The following is a 19,491-nucleotide window of genomic DNA, read 5'->3' as shown; positions in this document are numbered from 1 at the left end:
AACGGTGATTTTGGGTGATTGTTCATTTATAATAATTTTAGTGGTTGAAGTATTGGTTGAAGTCAGCTTGAAATGTAATTAATAATTGAGTCAATCTTGTCCTCAACAAGTGATCGATACCTTTTGGTTTTGGCCTCTCCAAGCTCTCCCTCTTCGCAAACATTGACCACAGTATTTAGTATCCCTTCTATTTCTTGATTTACAATTGGATCTTCTTTTAGGTCTGATATTAGTGAATGGCTTGGGTCCCACTCGAAATTTCCAGTAATGATTTCTTCTACTGTGCAGTCTAATATATCAGCTATCCAGCTCATGTTTGTAGTTGATGGAACATTTCTATTTCTGCACCATCTATTAATGTGCTGTCGATCAAATGACTTGTTTGGATAGCCTTCCTTATGTGCCTTCTTGGTCATTTTGTCGGCTAACCATTTTTGAGTTTCGCCTCTATGGTCTATTGCTCTCTGGATGTTGTCCCCGATCTTGAAATATTTACTTAGTTTTTGATCGTTCATAGTTTTTAATTATTTATTTTGTAGTAATTGAAATTACTTATAATAATGTTAATTGTTTAATTAAAGTAACTTAAAATGATACAAGCATCAATAAGTAGTAATATAAAACACTAATCATAAAGTACTGTCTGACGTCATAGAGTTACACAGTGAAGCCAAACCATCTCCCTAATTCGACTTAATAACGCTCTGAGGGCAGGGCCTTAAATCCTGCCCGAGTTGCTTTCTGTAGGTTCTCACTGTGGTCGGGATAGTACGGTTTCTTATCAATTGTACAAAACAGCATGGCTGTACTCAATAGAACAGCAGACAGCCAAAATCTATATCGGCTCCATTTATTTTTCAGCCTATCTTTTTAGTTCATTAAGCCTTAAAAAATTCGTATCTTAGCCGCCCTAACTGGTAATTTTTTTATTGATAACCTTTAGCATGAAAAGAAATCAGATACGTCGTTTTCTAAAGACCACAAAACTATTCTCAAAGCCCCATCCCTGGCATGGCATTAATATCGGTGAAGATGCACCGGAGAAAGTAAAAGTATATGTTGAAATCGTACCCGGGGATACGATGAAATATGAGCTCGATAAAGAAAGTGGTTATTTGAAAGTAGATCGCCCTCAGCGCTATTCCAACATTTGTCCCATGCCATACGGCTTTGTCCCGCAGACGCTATGTGCAAAGAAAGTGGGCCAGTTTTGCATGGAAAAAACGGGGCGTTCAGGTATCAAAGGCGATGATGATCCCCTGGATATTTGTGTAATTACCGAGCGGAATATCCCGCACGGAAATCTGATTCTGGATGCCATACCCGTGGGTGGCTTTCGCATGATTGATGGCGAAGAAGCCGATGATAAAATTATTGCAGTGCTCAGCGGTGATGCTACTTTTGGACATATGCGTGATATTTCTGAGGTACCCAACCATATGATTGACCGTCTGTCGCACTATTTCCTGACCTACAAGGAGAAGCCCTTTAGTGATGAAAAACGCGAATGTGAGATTACTCATATCTACGGAAGGGAAGAGGCGGCCGAAGTTATCAATCGAAGTACCGAGGACTATAACAATCGCTTCTATGGAGACAAGCGTGATCTCCTTAAAATGATTGAGACCGGGCTTAAGTAACCTATCAAATTATTAGATATATTTTGAAAGCATGGCGGGCTAATCCTCGTCATGCTTTTCTTTTTATACCAGATAGAGCAGTTTAAATTAATTTGACCCAATGTTCCAAGGGAGTTCCTATTCAAATGTCAAGGTTGTAAACTAATAAGAAACGACTATTATTTTATGATCATTATTTCACCCAAGCATTTTATTATTAGATAATAATTCAGATGTTCTTTTGTATCTATTCTAAATAACCATTACACTATTTCTAATAATTTTGATATAAACCTTTAAGAGACGGTGCTCCTAAAACGGCCCATTACAGCATTTATGCTTATTTTGGCGACGCTCATCTTCGGGACGATCGCCTTGGGTGAGCTCTCGGTGAGCCTGCTGCCGGAGGTCGATTCACCGGCTTTGCTGGTGCGTACGGACTGGAGTGGGGCCGCCCCCCGGGAGATCGAGCAGCGTATTAACGAACCGATGGAAGCCGTATTAAGTACCGTAAAAGGCCTGGAAGATGTACACGGCTTTGCACGTCAGGGGCAGAGTATTATATCCCTGCGTTTTAAGTGGGGACAAAATATGGATTTGTCCTTCCTGAATGTCCGTGAGAAGCTGGATCAAATTCGCTTTACCTTGCCCGAGCAGGCCGAGCGTCCCCAGCTGGTGCAAAATACCGCTTCCGACGAACCCATCGCCGTACTGGGTATCACCAGTCTTGATGAGAGCAATCCCGACTTCCGGACCCGTCTCGATCTTAAGCGATGGGCCGAGCAGGTACTTTCCCGGCGCTTAGAGCAGGCCGATGGCATCGCCCAGACGGTGCTGGTTGGAGCCGTCGAGCCGGAAGTACAAATTAGGTATCGTCCCAAGGCATTGAACCGTTTTGGCGTGTCGCTTAGCGAAGTAGAGAACCTTGTGTCGCAGGCCAACCTGTTTACGGCCACCGGTGAGCTTCGTGACGGCTGGTACCGATACTCGCTGAAGATCCAGAGTCGTATTCAGTCGATTGAAGATGTAGAGGCGGTGCCTTTGAAAACGCTGGGCACGGGACGCGTGCTCAAGCTGAACGACGTGGCCGAAGTGCAGCTGGGTGAATCGGATCCGACCTCTTTTTCGCTGGTGGATGAACATGAAGTGCTGAGCGTCCTTGTCAAAAAAGAGTACGGGGCCAACACTGTCGAAGCCTATGATACCCTGGAGCCGTTGCTGGAGGAACTACGCGGACAAAATCCCAACATCGGCATCACCGTGCTCCAGGAAAATGCCAGCTTTATCCGCAATGCCATCAATAATCTGCTGCAGACGCTGCTGTACGGCGCCGTGCTGGCCTTTATTGTGCTCTTCCTGTTTTTGGATAACTGGCGGACGCCCTTCACTATCGGGGTGGCGATTCCGGTGAGCATCTTCCTGACCTTCTTTGTGATGTTTGTCTCCGATATTCAGCTAAATATCGTTTCGCTCAGCGGACTGACCCTCGGCATCGGCCTGCTCGTAGACAACGCCATTATTGTGCTGGAGAATATCAACCGGCACCGTTCGGAGTCGACCTCTATTTTGGAAGCAGCTGACTTGGGCACGCGGGAGATTGCGCTGGCCGTGACGGCCTCCACCTTAACGACTATTTCTGTTTTCTTGCCGCTGGTGTTTTTGGGTGGATTTGAAGGTGCTTTTTTCCAGGACCAGGCGTGGACGCTCTCTATTAGCCTGCTGGTCTCGCTGGGGGTAGCCCTGTTGATCCTGCCCGTACTGGTCACCCAATTTCAGAAAAAGGGAGAGGAGGGATCGTCCGTCTTTGGCTTTAATCGTTTTTTCGACCGGATGCGCGACCGCTACGAACGAAGCCTCCAATGGGCACTCCGCCACAAAGGGCTGTTTTTGGGAAGCATGTTGGTACTGCTAATCGGGGCTGTCTATATATTTATGTTGGTTCATAAAAATGTACTGCCCGAGACAAAGCCCCAACAACTGCGTTACCAGGTACGATTGCCCGGTAATACCTCGCTGCACGCCACGCAGCAGGCCGCCCGAAGTCTTCTTGGACAGCTAAAAAGTGTTAAAGAAGAGGGACGTCCCATCCGGATACTGGGGGGCTATACCGATCAGACCAACCTGTCGAATCTGTCGGAAGAGGGAATGAACAAGTTTACAATGAGTATCCCCGTGGATGGCTACGCCATGGCGGACCGGGCGCGAGAAGAGATACTGGATTATTTTGAGCAGCAGCCGGGGTGGACTGCTCAGCCTCTTGCTGCCGAAAACGCTTTAAATGTATTACCGTCTTCCAGTGAGCCTCCCATTCTTTTTCGCCTGGTTAATGAAAACAGGCAACAGAGCGAGCAGCTGTCAGGTCGCCTGCAGGAAAGCCTGCAATCGTTAGGACTGGAGATGGCCCTCACCAAGCAGTATGAGCAGGAGCTGGATACGTATCAGCTCCGGTTTAAGGCCAAAAACTTACTACAGCTGGGCCTCAGCGAACAGGAAGTAATTCAATATTTGGAGTCGCTGACCCGCGGCAGCTGGATCACCGACTGGAACCGGCAGGATGAGAATGTGCCCGTCCGGCTCGTTGGATATGACCGGCAGATCTTTACTCCCGAGGACATTACCCTGGATTTGAAAGGGCAAAAAATACCACTTACAAAGCTCGTTTCTATTGATCGGGCCTCCGAACCGGAGCAGCTGGAGCGCGTCAACCAGACCCCGGTGCTGAGTTATATGGCGGATATCAGCTTCACCGACTGGTGGTGGCACGGAGCGGATATCCGGAAAGCACTTACTGGCTTCGCCCGCGAGACCGGCACGGAGGTAAAGGTCGGGGGATCGGTCTTGAGTATCGCTTCGTTGCTGTCGGACATGGGATTACTGCTGCTCATCAGCGTGGTCATTATTTATATTATCCTGTCGGTGCAGTTCGAAAGCCTGCGGCACCCGCTCATTATTTTGGCCGCGGTGCCTTTCGCCTGGGTAGGGTCGGTGCTCATTCTGTGGATTACCGGCATCAGTCTGAATGCCCTTTCGTTTATGGGTATCCTCATTTTAACCGGTATTGCCGTTAATGACTCTATTTTAAAAGTGGATTTCATGCGCCGCTATCTGGCCGACACGGGCGACTTGCACCGGGCAGTAACCCAGGCCGGGTTGCACCGGTTTCGTCCGGTAGTGATGACCAGTCTTACCACGATATTTGGACTCATCCCCATGCTGTTGCCCTTTGGCGACGGTTATGCCTTTCGTCAGTCACTGGCCCTGGCACTGATGGGCGGGATGGTGACCAGCACGCTGCTGACCCTCTACCTGGCACCCATTATTTTTCAGTGGGTAGAAGGGAGGAGAATAGAGAATTAGGAATGAGTAAATGAAGACATTCGTCCGAATTCTGGTTTTCCAGTCGGACGAATCACATTACATTCTTTCCTGAGGTACATAATTTTAACGGTAATGAGGGGGACAAAATATTTGTTGCATTTGCTCGTTTGGATGACGTATATTTAAAATAAATTAATACGTCTCTGTTATGAAAAATAAATTAACGCTCCGTTTAGACGACTCATTGATTAAACGGGCTAAAAAGCACGCCAAGCAAAAAGGTACGTCTGTATCGCAAATGGTTGCCGATTATTTTGCCCTGATCGAAATAGAAGATACCTCTCCCTCTAAAAAATTACCTCCTATTACCTCTTCTTTAACGGGTATTTTAAAGAACACAGATATCCAAGAGCAAGATTACAAATCGTACCTGGAAGACAAGCACCTCAAATGAAAGTTCTTTTTGATACCAATGTATTATTAGATGTTTTCTTGGAACGGCGCCCTTTCTTTGAGTCATCATCCCAAGTCTTGGGACTAACAGAAAAAGGTAAAATAGAAGGATGGATTGGTGGTACTACCGTCACAACGATTTATTATTTGTTGAATAAAGCCCTTTCTCGTGAGAAAGCAGAAAAGCATATCAAGAGTGTGCTTAAAATTTTCTATGTTTCAAATATTAATCGTGTTGTGTTGGAAGACGCCTTAACAAGCGGTTTTAAGGATTATCAAGATGCGGTACTTTATCAGTCAGCTATCCATGCCAACTTAGATGCTATTCTTACCAGGAATCAACGAGATTTTAAAAGCAGTGATCTTCCCGTTTATAGTCCCGGTGAATTTTTGAGTGGTATAAGTATTGTAGAGTAAAGGTTTTCATAAAAACAGCTATTATTTACGATAATTCGCCTACATCCGCGCCGAAAAAAATAGTTTTTTAAAACTATTTTGTAACAATTAGCTCGCTTTTTACTCATGTGTAATGAAAGGTTACCAAAAATTCATTCAATCAAAAGAGAAGATGATTATAGATATATCCCCCCCTGTATTCCTAATTATAGCTTTGATAAAAGGATATAGGTGCAGGAGGTTCTAATGAGAGGACGTGAACCAATTGTGGTTACTCCCTAATAGGTAGGCTTAATGATTATAGTTCAACAAGAAAACTTATGGTAAAAGAGCATTAGGAATAGTGCTCTTTACCATATTAACTTTTATGATATGCGTTTACTTTATCAGTTCTGGTTTATTATTGCTCTTTGGGCATCCATTAACGGCTATTTACACGCTCAGCCAAATGCAAGTGTAACCTTGGACCTTGTCCATAAGGTCCCTAATGTGGCCTTAGAACAAGATTATGCTTATTATTTTTTCGATACATCCCAAGATTTTTTGGTTTGGTATGAAGGGTATACAGGGACCGTGTTTATTTATGATATAGCCAACAAGGATATGAAAGAGGTTCACTTGAAGGAAGGGAGGGGGCCCAATGAGTACCAACAGATATCGGGGCTGTCTATTTCCGGCAAATTTATCCATCTCGTGGATAATATAAATGTTAAACTGATCCGTCTTACAGCATCAGGGAATTTTTTAGAGGATCTACGCACCCCATCTTCGTTACTACCCTTAAGAATTGTCAGTAATGAGAAATATCGAATCTTAATGAATGGATTAAACAAGAAGGCTGTTTTCTATCTTCAGGATGATGAGGAGACATATACTCCTCTTACAATGGGGACCACAAAGGTTACAGAGGAATTTCCGGGTCCGTTTCATAAAGAGGGCTGGATGACTATCCAGGGAATTAATTTAATACACTTTATAAAGTACTATCCCCGGATTTACGTATATAATTTATCATCAAAGAAGATGGTGAAAAAAATAACTTTTGATGAATCGGAAATAAAAGAGAGGGAAGCAATGACGAATGAGGAAGGGGCCAGAATCATGTATCCTCCCGAAAAGGTGGATATCCTTAATGAAGATGTAGCCTATATTCCCGGTTCGCCAAACCGAATATTATTACTTGCCAAAGGTAAAAGTGAGAATCGGGATTATGAATTAGATCAGTTGCTCGAATATGATTTCAAAGAGGAGCAATTTGTTGCTACCCATGATTTGGGTGTTAAAGCCGAAGATATAACGGCCAATGATGAATACCTGTTTGTCTACTCCGAAGAAGAAAATGCCATTTTTAAATATAAATTTGTAGCAGCAGAATAAACTCTAAAAGAGGTGGGAGGTGGATAAATTTGGCAGATTTAACAAAATAGATATGGAAATCAATTCTAAGTCATGACAGGAACAGTGTACTTCAGATATAATCTTAATTAACAGAAATTATAAAATCTAAATTTATAGAGAAGATCAGGTTGGCAGGAGTTGAATTTTAATACCCCTCACAGAGACTAGAGGGCATGTTCTAATATGTTCCGAAGTTATTATTTCGCCATGGCTGTTGATGGACCTATCTATCAATTATATAAAAACCATAAATAAACCTTCATCGCAATGCGCAATAAGATTTTATTTATAATATCCATTCAGTTATTGTTGATTACCAATATTGGTTTATCTCAGAAAATAAGTCTGGAAAAAGACCTGCAAATAGAGTCTCAGGAAGTGGGATACATTCATGACCTTGGTATAGATCAATACGGGAATATATTTGTGTCTGATATTATAGGTGGAGATATAAAACAATTTTTGCCTACAGGAACGCTGGAAAAAAAGATAGGAAAAAAAGGAAGGGGACCCGGAGAGCTTCAAATACCCAGGAGTTTCTCTATTATTGGAAATACCCTTTATATCTTTGATAATCAGTTACTTAGAATTTCTGTTTTTGATGTTAGAAATGAAACAGAAATCCTGGATACTATCACTCTTAAAAAAACACATCACGGTACTCCCGACCAACTTATTGCTCTTGATTCCACACGGTTTTTGGGAGTATATTCTACCGCCTATTCAAACAGGAACTTGAACGAAAAAAAGGAAGTTGTTGTGGCTTTGCTAAACGGTGAGGGGAATATTATTCAGGATTTTATAATGGTTAAACCAGCTAAAGAATATTTGGTGTCTTCGAGGGGGCAAAGTTTTGGCGTAGGTCCCAAACCTTTTGGAAAGCAGCCAATCTTCCAAATTGATGATTCACGTCAATCGTTTTATTATGGGGATACTAACAAATTGGAGATATTCAAATATTCGCTGGATAAGGATTCTATAAAAAAGATTGTGCATAAAAATGTGAAAAGGGAGGCCGTAAATAAGAATGATTTGATAGTGGAATCAAAAAAATTGGGGTATAACTCGAGGGAGATAGATTCTATTATAAACAAATTGGATGGGAGTAACTTTCCAGTGTACGACTGGTTTGTTATTGATGACAAGAGTAGAATCTGGGTCGCCGTCAATACGAAAGACCGGCAACATTATTCATTGCGTATTTATGATCAAGAAGGCGATCTGGTAGATCAAACAACGCTTCCGAAGTCCGTGGAGCTCAAAGAAGTGAGCGACGGTTACACTTATGGCATCCGAGAGGATGAGGAGGGAGTTCAGTCAGTAGTGCGTTATAAGGTTAATTCCAACAGTTAATAAACAGTGATGTAAACTAAAGATCTTCTGTCGCTTTCTTTTACTGGAGTACTGGTACTTTGCGCCCTTGTGATTATCGGGCTGGTGGTCCGCCGATAGTTTTTCCCGCTGAGCCACAGACGCGAGTCCAACAGGTAGAAAACTGGCAGCAGTTGGAGTTGCAGGGGGAACAGGATTGTAATCTAGGTATGCTTCACATTTGCCTAATCCGATCCTTCTCAATACATTACAAATACTATTGAGGTAAAACCTAATGTATTTTTCATGACTAAATATTTGTCGCTATCTCATCAAGTAGCCGTTCTTTTATGCTGTGTGGGATTATTTTTAAGCGCCTGCCAGAGCAGCGAACCAGAAGATGGTAACCCCCTTTCCGAAGAAGAGCAAGAATCGGCGGAAGTACGTCCTGAAGTGATTTTTGCCGTGGCCGATGATGAGCCTATCTACCAGTATATCGAAAGTCAAGGCGTAGTAGAAGCCAACCAGTCCGTAGAGCTGAAGCCGAAGATCAGCGGATACGTGGGGCAGTCGTATATTACCGAAGGAAAGCGGGTACAGAAAGGGCAGGAGCTGCTAACTTTTGATCAGCGGGAATATGCCATGGCCGTTGATGAAGCGCAGAATAATTACAAGCAAGCCCTCAGCGAGTACAAGATCGAGAATCGATCGCAGGGTGTAATGGAAAGTTTGAGCAGTGGCGAGCAGGCTATTGCAAGAGATGATAGCTTGGTACGCATTTATTCCGGACTGGCCAATGCTAAATTAAAGCTGGAACGCGCCCGGTTGGATCTATCCTATACGGTGATGACCGCTCCTTTTTCAGGGGTACTTTCCACCCAAAAACGATTAGCATCGGGGACTTATGTCGCTGCTGGAACAACGGTGGGAGAACTGGTCGATGACCGCACGGTGCGTCTTCGTTTTGATGTGCTGGAATCAGAGTTGGGTAATATAAACAGTGGTATGAGCGTGCAGCTCACCGCTCCGGGTGGACAACAGCTGCAGGGGCAGGTGGAGGCGATCCAGCCGGTAGTTAATGCTGATACCAAGACGGGTACGGTCATTGTGAGTGCTGATAACAGCAAGCAGCTACTGTATCCGGGGATGACGGTAGAGGGGCGTATCCAAACGTTGCAAGAGGGTGGCAAGGCTCGGGTGCCACGTTCAGCTATATTATCCCGTGATGGCGGACGTACCTTGCTTTTTAAATTGAATCCCGAGAATGACGAGGTCGAATGGGTCTATGTGGAGCCCGAAGCCCAAAACGGTGAGTGGGCAATTATTAATCACGAGAATATTGCTCCCGGCGATACCATTGCCACCGATCGCCATTTTGCCCTCAGTCACCTGCAGGTGGTGGAGCCTGTTTTCGAATTGCAGGAAGAAGTATCTGCCTCAAATTGAATGAGTTTTGAGTAGTGAGTTATCGGGTCAGCCGGTTTTAATCATAATCAAAAGGAACAGATACTTTGGGTCAGGAAAAATAGAATGGCAAAAAAATGGATTGAATATGTTGTGCTTTTACTAATATTGGGCTGTGCCTCCAAACCGGGGGTTGAGGTTCCTGAGACTGTCAAATCGTTGGAAAACGTCACCATTCATACTCCGAATGCAGAACCAAGCCGGCAGATCGTACTTGACGAGGAGGTTACTTATGAGGACACAGAGGAAGTAACACGCGGAATAATTTCGGGAAATGTTGTGGTAGATAGCCGGGGACGGGTATACATACCCGATTTTCAGGCGAAAACCATCTATGTATATAATGCCGATGGTTCCTACCTTGATAGTATCGGTCGGGAAGGCAAAGGGCCGGGAGAGTTCCAGATGATTTGGAGGATCAGAGTTGCTGACGACACTCTGCATGTATTGGGCTATGCCTCTCAAAAGATATCGGTATTTGATCTCCAAACAATGAAGCATATCCATGATATGAAACTTTCCATTAGCGAAGAGATGCATCAATCCCCGCCTTGGTTAGATTGGACCCGTAAAAAAAAGCTGTCTTACAAACCGATTGATTTCTATGTCCGTTCAGACGGCAATTATTTGGTATTTTTTGGTGATGAAGGAGTTGGCCCGATGAATAATGTGGAAGGACGTACTTATGAAGTATCTCTTTATGATCCAACAAAGAAAAAATATCTGAAGCATGATCTCCTCTCTTTTGTGTGGACAGGACAAACACTTACAGATCAAGAGGAAATGACTGTAATGTTTAGGGTACCCTATAAACGGAGTTCTCGATTCGCCTATTCGAGGCAAGAGCTGATACACGGGTGGACAGAAGATCTGCTGTTCAAGACTTGTAATGAAGAAGGAGAGTATCAGCGAGCATTTTATCATCCAAATCCTGAAATTCCACTGAATGTGGAAGATGCACTTGCCCAGTATCAAGATCCCGGCAAAAACATCATCCGAGCCATACGAAATGATACCCTCCCCGAAACCTGGCCGGCCTTCAACACCATAAAAGCGGATGATGAGCATCGTCTATGGGTTTCTGTCTTTACCGATGACCCGAAGATATATAAGTGGTGGATGCTGGATGCTGAAAATGGAGAGTTGCTGACCCGGTTCGAATGGCCGCGGGAAAAACGGATCGAAGTGATAAAAAGTGGGAAGCTCTATACCCGCGAGAGGGATAAAGAGACCGGACTGGAAGAGATTGTTCGCTATGATATTAAAATGTGATACCATTCAAGGACTAATAGAGCAATTGATCCATGAGGCGCTCTTAAATACTATTGTAGTAATACTTTATTATTAGTATACTGTCTGAGGTTATTCCCATAATGAATAGGCTTACTTGCTATGACTTTCTTCGGATCTATAATAGAGCTGCTATCACCGACATATAGTCTGGTACTTCATTTTTATAATGCAAGTTAAGAGCTATTCATCAGTATTCTTTATAATATAAATTTTCGGAAAGTGAGTTATAATTCATTAGTTACCTTGGTTCTTGTCTTAATGTTGGCTGTAGGATGTGCTTCCAAAAGTCAGTCGCCCAATAATAGTCTTGAACAGATAAAATTAACAGAAGAGCTCCAGATCTCGGCAAACTCTGCAGAAGCGTTGGCCGGTGATTTTTCCGGTCTCGCCGTTGATGCAAGAGGTGATATTTATGCTGCCGACAGTCGACTGATGAAAATCCATCTGTTTTCACCTGAAGGTGAATATATAGATTCTCTTGGACGGGAGGGAGAGGGGCCGGGAGAGTTTAACTGGCTGGATTCTCAAATAAAAATTCAGTCGGATACGCTATTTGCCCTGGATAGAAGAAACTGGCGAATTACGATGTTTAGCCTGGCAGACCAAGTGCTGGCTGGCACTATCGATGTTCCCAAAAGTAAAGTTAATGGTGCTGACCTTGGATCCCCCAAAGAGATACTGCCCCGGCCGAATGGTGATATTATGGTTTTATATGTGAAGCCTCATCTTAAAGACCCGAAAGAGACCGGAGCTACCCGTAAGACGACGGTTTCAGTGATCGACAAATCCGGGAAGTTCGTAGAAAAGGATTTCCTGCAATTCGATACCTTATTCCCGACGGATCAGAAGCTCATTCATATGGATGGAGCAAGCATGTCCGTTTTTACAGCTCCATTTTATCCGGATTATGAGACAGCGATCGATAGACAAGGGCACCTTTATATCGGTACCAGCGATAGCTTACTGTTGCGTGGATATGATCATGCTGGAAGACTTACTGATACCTTAACAGGATCCTTTCAGGGACCATTCCTTGACCAAGCGGATATCGATAGTATATCAGATGAAAAGGGAGAGCTATTCAGTAAAGTAGTCCAGAAAGTTGGAAGTCCCACTCATTGGCCGGCTTTTCAGCATATTTTGCTTGATGGTGCCAACCGGGCTTGGATACAATTGGTGGATCCGGGCAAACAGCAACAAAGATGGATTGTCTTTAGCGAAGATGGAAAACCGGGATGGGAGTTTGCGCTGCCCACCCATGTCAAATTATATGCCGTACAAAAGGGCAAAGCCTATGGGATATCACAAATCCCGGAAGAACTCCCGACAATTATACGGTATAATATTGCAATGGATTAGAGATGAGCCTGGCTATGTACAATATAAGGTGATTTTAAAAAAAGGATATGATGCAGACAACTACCAGGACATTTATCATTTTCATTATCACGTTCATGACTATCCAATGTACTGAAGACCATTCGGTTTCTGAGGAAGATATTACGGTAACGCAGGAGCTGAGTATTGGCACGGATAGCCTGGATGTAAAGGACCACGAGATTTTTAGCTTCATCGTGGATATCGTTACGGATCAAAAGAACAGGATGTATGTAGCGGATGCCAGAGAATTCCGGGTTCGAGTTTATGACGAAGAGGGCTCTTTTGAGCGATATATTGGAAAAGAGGGATCAGGCCCGGGAGAATTTCAAGACATTAGCACACTTTTTATCAATCAACGGAAGCAGTTGGTTGTTTTAGATCCAGAGCAGAATAGGGTGGGTGTGTTTTCTCTGGAGGGAAAATTTCTTTCTATGCATAATTTACCTTTGACAGGTGTTAGAAAAATAAAACAAATGCCTGATGGACGATATATTCTTTTGGGATATCACGAAAAGAAGCTGATACACATTGTTGATTCAAGCTTTAGCAGTATTGAAACAAGCCTGGGTCCTGTTTCGAGCATTCTCAGTACCGGAAACAGGTTAGAAGAGATGTGGGTCCGATACCAGCCGGGAAGCATACTTGTTCTCGCACAAGATGTGATACTTTTTTCGCCCAGTATTTATACAGGCAGTTTATACAAGTATGTGTTAAAAAATAATCAGCAGTGGCAAGTAGCTGATACAATCAAGGGGTATAGTCGGCATGATAATCCAGTTACCTTCAGTTCGTATAGCCAGGCAGAACGAGTGGATGCTCCTTTTAGGTTACCGGAGGGACGCTTCGCCGCACAATTTCATGCTCGCTCGAGTGGTCTATTTTGGAACGGTCAGGATACCTTTATGCACTTTACAATTCAGGAAAGAAGCTCTGATGACGGGTTAGACTTTATCGCTAAGAAATTCAGCCGAGAAGGTGAGCCGCTCTATTATTCCGTTCTTGATTCTATACAGCCACCTAATAAGATAATCCATGAGGTCAATGGGAATTCCGTATATCTATTTGACAGGGAGGAGACGCCATTACTCAGGGTTCTGCGTATGGAGTGATGTTGAGATCTTGGCATGGCCCATGCGTTATCGTGAGAGCTGATAGTTGCGAGTAGCTAATGGTGAGCTTCTGGCCGTGGATGGAGATACTGTTTATACGATGGATGGGGCAGACATCATAAGAAATGCATTATCAGATATTGGTTCATGTAAAGATGAGGAGGTAACCTTTTATTTTACCGAGGGCGTTTTTGATGAGAAATGCACACAGTGCCAAGAATCGTTGATGAAATGGTACGATTATGCGCGGGAAAATAATATCCCGATACAATTAGTCTTGGAAGATGATTCCTGGCTTGGGGAAAAAGAGATTGAACCTCAAACCCTTAGTAATATTAAGGAATGGGATTTGTGGGGAGCACTCAGCTATCGAAAAGGATGTGATGGATGTTTTAATGCTCCGGTTTCAGCAAGGATAAGGTCAAGGGATAAAACGAGTGAGGTTTATCCTTTGCCAGCTCCGCTATCTTTATTTAAAGAAGAATTGCAATGTGTTGAACAGTAGTTTTAAGCTTTGGCAAAACTGCCCCGTCCGACCGCTGGTCTTGCGGTCAGACGGGTAAACAAGTAAGGAGTTTGATTTCAGAGGTTGTGGCTATATTTAGGAATGGGCACATCCCCCTGTCCCCCTTCGAAGGTCGCCGACGCTTCATAGCTTTAGCGACGTAGCGGGCAACTTCACGGTGCTTTTTCCGTGAGTGGGAGATGTCATTATATCTATGTCACCATTTCATTACTTAGAATCAAAATGTAACAACTCCATCCAGATTCCACCAGGAAATAGGGGTTAAAATCAAAAACCATGCACAGAACTATTTAAATCTAACCGCTGAACATATTAAGATACCTATAAAGCTAAATATATGATTATGGATTACCGCATTCTATGTTTTCTATCCGTTTGTATGTTGCTGTTATCAAATTGTTCAACAGAGAGACCGCAAATTCCGAAAACAGAAAGTGAAACTTTAAATACGCTGTTGGGATCAGCTCCGGCCTCTATTGTCCCCCTCGCAGACCTCCCGGTCGATACTTTTTATGCCGAACCAGATCATGTGATGGCCGACAGTAGCGTAGATTTATTGTCTCCATCAGGACGGCTGGGACGAGTAGCGGGGCTGGTCAAAGTGGGCGACAGTTTATATGTAGCCGACGGGCAGCAAGGCTGTATCTGGGCCATCGACCAAGAGGGAGTCATAAGCCGTAAAATAGGGCGGGAAGGCCGGGGACCAAGAGAGTTTGGCGATTTAAGTGGCCTAATGGAAAATAAAGACTTTATTTTTGCCGGCGATATAACAAATGCTCGTCTACAAATGTTTGACCAACGTTTTAACCTGGAAACCACCTTTAAACATGTTATTCATGGCTCTGGCTTATCAGGCAATAAATCGATGAGCGTGACCGATTCCCTGCTGTATCTTTCAACCGGTGCAAAGAATAATTTAATTTCGGTTTACAGGGCAACGCCGCCTTTTGACTCTTTGGCAACCTTTCACCCGCGTCTGATTCCCCCGGGCATGCAACCGGGCCCTTATAATAATTACAGTATAGATTCAAACAGGATGGGGGATATAGCTGTCTCTTATTTGGGTCTGCCGTATATCTTCCTATATGATAAGAATCATCAACTACAGCATGTGATCTATGTAAAATTCCCTGAAGAGGATTTGCCCGATAATCCGCCGGTGACGCCTGTTGATAAGCCGGCACGAACGGCATCAGAGGCTATTGGAGTGAAGGGCTTGATTGGGAGACCTTCTCTAACGGAGGACGGCTCGTTATATTTTTCCCACGGCAGCAGGCTTTATCATTTGAGTTATGATAGTGAAGAAGATAAATATCGGGCAGAGTGGGCAAAGTTTTTCACCTATAGTGACCCCGAAACTCGGGAAGAGCGGCCTTATGGCATTACTATTTCAAATTTTATTATCGATCAGGATGAAAACAGGGTCTATTACGGATCCATCTTTGAAGAGCATATTTACCGGTTTGGGTTGCAATAAATGGGTGGTAAATTTTCTATGAATATAGATTAGATAAACAGGGGGGGTATGAAAAATATCCGTTTTTTAACTTTTTTAGGAGTCGTTATGCTCTGCTGGGGATGCCATTCTCAAGTAGAAAAACAGTCATTCCCCGGGCCACCTGATGGACTGGAAATCACGAAAGAGCAGTTTTTGGATAACAACCTCGCAGATAGCATGATAATCTACGAGCCTGATAAACTCCAAACCGACTCGGCGGGTAATGTCTACGTATTTGATGAAGCCCAAATGGATATTAAAGTTTTTTCTGAAGAGGGACGTCCACTGCGAATAGTGGGGAACCGTGGTCGCGGACCGGGCGAGTTCATCAGCAACAGCGGCTTTTTTGTCTATCGTGATTCTATTTATGCTTTTGATCAAAAATTGCAGCGACTGAACGTATTTTCGACCACGGGCAAGGCCGTAACAACGCATTCTTTGAATGTAGCCGCACCTGTTATTTTAAAACCGTTGGGGAAAGACCATCATCTGGGCATTTATAGCAGTTATACAGGACCTGAATCACCTTCAAATACCACCTATGCTCGAGAGCATGACAGGGATTTTTCAACGGGAGGAAAGCCATTTCTAAAGCTTACTCAACTTATTCCCGGACTTGAGGATGTGGAAGGTGTTCTAAAATTCTATCCCGGACATTTTTTAATGACGGATGACTATACATTTATTTATGCGCCCTATTTTTATAATGGAAAACTCTATCAGTTTGAAAAGGAAAATGGGCGATGGAAGAATACAAATACTTACAAAGGGAATGTGGACCGCTATCCATATACGCTGTTAGAAAATAGTTCGGGACGTTATCCTGATCTGACATTAAGCTCTATCAGGCTCAATAAACCGCTTGAGTTCGTGGTACATAATCAGTCACGCGGACTACTTATGCATCAAGATAAGATCTATCATTTTACGCAGTGTGAGTTTGATAATAACCGTGAGGAGCGGGTGTTTGGGGTAGGATTATTTAATACACAAATGCAGCCATTAGGCTACGTGCCAATAAAAAGAATTCCGATAGCCCATAAACGGGGTAATACTATTGGCTGGCATGCTGAAGCCATGGATAGCAACGGGAATATTTATATACGGGAACGCAACATCGGGAATAATAATATTTGGTTGTTAAAGTTTGACTGGTAGATAATATGAAGAAAGAAGCAGTATTAATTCGTATTTATTAAGTAAAACGTGTAAAGCAGTTAGAAAAACAACGAGAAGATCGATTGTGCAGGTTTAGGCTGTATTTAGGAGTGGCACATCCCCCTGTCCCCCTTCGAAGGGAGAAAACTCACGGTTCTTTTGCCGTGAGTAGGGGGATGACATCGTATTGCAATCCGCTTTAGAACTTAGATATCGGGTATTCACCACCCTGTAAACTCCAATCTTAACCACTCATCACGTTAAATTAGGTGAGTGATATAAGCAAGAACTTTTTGATTATATGCTAAAAAATGGCCAACATTAAGATTTTAATCTAAATAGGGATGTATGTATAGTAATATTCGTCTGGAGATGATTTTCGCTGTGGCATGTATGTTAATAGGTATATTCGGTTGTCAGGGGATGCCGGATTCATCATCGGATATAGAAATAGTTGAGCTTAAAGACTATGATACCATAGCTTCGTATGAAGAGGGTACGTTAATCAATCCGGCTATTCTAAGATATGACGGCGATTCACTTCTTTATGTATATGATGTAAAGAAGAAACAGGTGCTGGCATTGGATCAAAACGGGCAGTTTATACGCGAATTTGGTGGCCAGGGTCGCGGACCGGGAGAATTTCTCTTGGTGAATAACTTCTATCTTAATAATGACTATCTTTATATAGTTGATCAATTACAATTTCGTATTGCCAGCTTTACACTTGACGGGGAGCTGGATGCTACCCTGGATTATGGACAGAAAGGTTCCCAATCCATGCCGCCCCCGGCTCCGCAGTCATTAATTCCGCGACCAAAAGATATTGCTAACCAACCTTTTGTAACATCCAGCGGACAGGTAATGGTGTCGGCTATCGCTCCGGGAGAAGATTTCAATAAATTGTATACCTTAGTGGACTGGCAAGGAAATCAGAAGGCTGAGATAGGCGATATCCCAGACGGAAGTACGTTTGTGTTAGATTACGAGCAATACCAAGCGACTGTGGACGAGGGCGAGGTTCCGGCTTATTACAGACCCAACGTATTTCCGGTCAATGATAGGAGCAACCATAATGAGTTTTATTTTATCTACACCGCCTTTCCGAAAATTGTGAAATATCATACATCCGGAGAAAAAACTTGGGAGCAGGATGTTCCCAATACGGCGGAGATGGATTCTATATTCACTCATTTTTATGAAGTGTCAGCTGATATGAGTGGTAAAAATAGAATAGGACTTGATACTTACCTATCTGGAGTAACCAATGAGGATGGGGATCTATATTTGGTGGTAGGGAAGAATGGAATGATGGATTCATCCAACGATCTGTGGATCCATGAGTTTACAAATGAAGGAGAACTTAACCAAAGGATCCGGTTAGTATCAGAGGAGGTAAATCTGGTGCCTATTTTCGATATTGATTTCAACAGCCAGCGGATTTTTGTAGTAACGGAAGAGGCGGAGATAAGAGCGTATGAATTTTAAGTTGTGGGGATAAATTTTTATGAACAATGGAGGAGAGAGTAATCTCTCTGTACTGCCTTATGGTATTAAATTTTTACATATTTAATAATTAGTTCTTGGGTTTAATGCATGATATTCTTAGTAAGAGATAAATATTATATACCCTTACATGAAAATATATAGTATTAAAAAATAATTTTTATATATTTTATTTTTTATAAAAATTGTTTTGAGTGATATTTAATATACTATATGCCATTTAGTGTATTTATTGAGAGACCATTACACAAAACTACGTAATCAATATCTTTGAAATCATTAGAGAAATGATCTGAGGGAAATAATGAGTGAGTTTAATAACGTTGAAAAGATACTGGCAATCTATTTTGATAAGCTACCTGAGCCAAATTCTAATTGGCCTCAAAAAGTACAGCGAGTGGTAAACTGTATTCATAGCCATCAGTTTGATGCAGGGATGACGGTTCGAAAGCTGAAACAAAAGTGCATTATTAATGAGGGTAATTTTTCTGCAATCTTTAAATATTATGTTGGCCTTTCACCTAAGCAGTATATAATAAAACATCGTATAGCCGCTGCATGCAGGCTGTTAAAGAGAGTACCGACAGAATACCCCATACTCCATGTGGCTCTTGCCGTCGGTTTTAGCAGCCATTCCGCTTTCAGCCGGACGTTTAAACGCCGGAAAGGAGTCACGCCGTCGGAATTTCGCCGCCAGTCCTGAAAATGTTAAGGTGATTTGTTAAGCGAGGGAAGGGGGAATTTTTTATAGTACAAACAGTTGATTCAATATGAACCCCATTTTACAGCAGAAGCTAAGTAATTGCTGTCATAATCATCAAATGAGCTATGGAGAATATTGTAGTTAAATATCTGGCGGATCTTGATATCCCCATTGCAAAAAAATACTGTAAAAAACTCATTGCCTCCCACCCTGACTACCCCTCAATGCTGAGTTGGAATTGCAACAAAAAAGTAGACAGTGAGTTAAGGGTGATCATGCGGCCTGTTGCTGTTGGGTTATTAATAATTCTTCGGTTTGTGCAGGGCTGCGGTAATCCAGGCTTGAATGCAGGCGCTTGC

At 43.0% G+C, this 19,491-nt stretch carries 17 protein-coding genes; 16 read left to right on the top strand and 1 reads right to left on the bottom strand.

The features are described 5' to 3' along the window. Positions 1–62: 62 nt before the first annotated feature. Entirely contained in the window at positions 63–515 is a 453-nt protein-coding gene (locus J6I44_RS15125) for a helix-turn-helix transcriptional regulator (protein WP_265766993.1), read from the bottom strand. 429 nt (positions 516–944) lie between these two features. On the opposite strand from J6I44_RS15125, the gene J6I44_RS15120 reads away from it, so the two are divergent. From J6I44_RS15120 to J6I44_RS15045, 16 genes are all read left to right on the top strand, one after another. Further along, a complete protein-coding gene (locus J6I44_RS15120; RefSeq protein ID WP_265766992.1) occupies positions 945–1,640 on the top strand; it encodes an inorganic pyrophosphatase in 696 nt (231 codons plus the stop codon). Between the two features lie 285 nt (positions 1,641–1,925). Continuing rightward, positions 1,926–4,976: an efflux RND transporter permease subunit gene (locus J6I44_RS15115; protein WP_265766991.1), complete on the top strand. Its 3,051-nt coding sequence runs from the start codon at positions 1,926–1,928 to the stop codon at positions 4,974–4,976. Positions 4,977–5,145: 169 nt separating this feature from the next. Then, entirely contained in the window at positions 5,146–5,391 is a 246-nt protein-coding gene (locus tag J6I44_RS15110; protein WP_265766990.1) for a DUF6364 family protein, read from the top strand. Beyond that, positions 5,388–5,807 carry a PIN domain-containing protein gene (locus J6I44_RS15105; RefSeq protein ID WP_265766989.1) on the top strand — a complete coding sequence of 140 codons (420 nt, stop codon included), beginning with the start codon at positions 5,388–5,390 and terminating at the stop codon, positions 5,805–5,807. The genes J6I44_RS15110 and J6I44_RS15105 overlap by 4 nt, the downstream gene beginning before the upstream one ends. Positions 5,808–6,158: 351 nt before the next feature. After that, on the top strand, positions 6,159–7,163 hold the full coding sequence (locus J6I44_RS15100; RefSeq protein WP_265766988.1) for a 6-bladed beta-propeller: 1,005 nt from the start codon (positions 6,159–6,161) through the stop codon (positions 7,161–7,163). Positions 7,164–7,451: 288 nt separating this feature from the next. Beyond that, the gene (locus tag J6I44_RS15095) at positions 7,452–8,537 is read left to right on the top strand and encodes a 6-bladed beta-propeller (RefSeq protein WP_265766987.1); all 1,086 of its coding nucleotides are present in this window, start codon (positions 7,452–7,454) and stop codon (positions 8,535–8,537) included. Positions 8,538–8,801: 264 nt separating this feature from the next. After that, the gene (locus J6I44_RS15090) at positions 8,802–9,941 is read left to right on the top strand and encodes an efflux RND transporter periplasmic adaptor subunit (RefSeq protein WP_265766986.1); all 1,140 of its coding nucleotides are present in this window, start codon (positions 8,802–8,804) and stop codon (positions 9,939–9,941) included. Positions 9,942–10,025: 84 nt separating this feature from the next. After that, the gene (locus J6I44_RS15085) at positions 10,026–11,231 is read left to right on the top strand and encodes a 6-bladed beta-propeller (protein WP_265766985.1); all 1,206 of its coding nucleotides are present in this window, start codon (positions 10,026–10,028) and stop codon (positions 11,229–11,231) included. A gap of 240 nt (positions 11,232–11,471) precedes the next feature. Further along, the gene (locus J6I44_RS15080; RefSeq protein WP_265766984.1) at positions 11,472–12,611 is read left to right on the top strand and encodes a 6-bladed beta-propeller; all 1,140 of its coding nucleotides are present in this window, start codon (positions 11,472–11,474) and stop codon (positions 12,609–12,611) included. 47 nt (positions 12,612–12,658) lie between these two features. Beyond that, positions 12,659–13,741, top strand: a complete 1,083-nt coding sequence (locus J6I44_RS15075) for a 6-bladed beta-propeller (protein ID WP_265766983.1) — start codon at positions 12,659–12,661, stop codon at positions 13,739–13,741. Between the two features lie 100 nt (positions 13,742–13,841). Then, positions 13,842–14,246: a hypothetical protein gene (locus J6I44_RS15070; protein WP_265766982.1), complete on the top strand. Its 405-nt coding sequence runs from the start codon at positions 13,842–13,844 to the stop codon at positions 14,244–14,246. Between the two features lie 364 nt (positions 14,247–14,610). Beyond that, positions 14,611–15,744: an NHL repeat-containing protein gene (locus J6I44_RS15065; RefSeq protein ID WP_265766981.1), complete on the top strand. Its 1,134-nt coding sequence runs from the start codon at positions 14,611–14,613 to the stop codon at positions 15,742–15,744. Positions 15,745–15,792: 48 nt separating this feature from the next. After that, positions 15,793–16,923 (top strand): 6-bladed beta-propeller, encoded by a 1,131-nt coding sequence (locus tag J6I44_RS15060; protein WP_265766980.1) that lies wholly within the window; start codon positions 15,793–15,795, stop codon positions 16,921–16,923. A gap of 348 nt (positions 16,924–17,271) precedes the next feature. Further along, a complete protein-coding gene (locus J6I44_RS15055; protein WP_265766979.1) occupies positions 17,272–18,411 on the top strand; it encodes a 6-bladed beta-propeller in 1,140 nt (379 codons plus the stop codon). A gap of 322 nt (positions 18,412–18,733) precedes the next feature. Then, on the top strand, positions 18,734–19,132 hold the full coding sequence (locus J6I44_RS15050) for a helix-turn-helix domain-containing protein (RefSeq protein ID WP_265766978.1): 399 nt from the start codon (positions 18,734–18,736) through the stop codon (positions 19,130–19,132). A gap of 125 nt (positions 19,133–19,257) precedes the next feature. Further along, positions 19,258–19,491: hypothetical protein (locus J6I44_RS15045; RefSeq protein WP_265766977.1), on the top strand; the 234-nt coding region annotated here is incomplete at its 3' end.

Source organism: Fodinibius salsisoli, assembly GCF_026229185.1.
Taxonomy (GTDB): Bacteria; Bacteroidota; Rhodothermia; order Balneolales; family Balneolaceae; genus Fodinibius; species Fodinibius salsisoli.
This window is presented reverse-complemented; position numbering and strand designations above follow the sequence as displayed.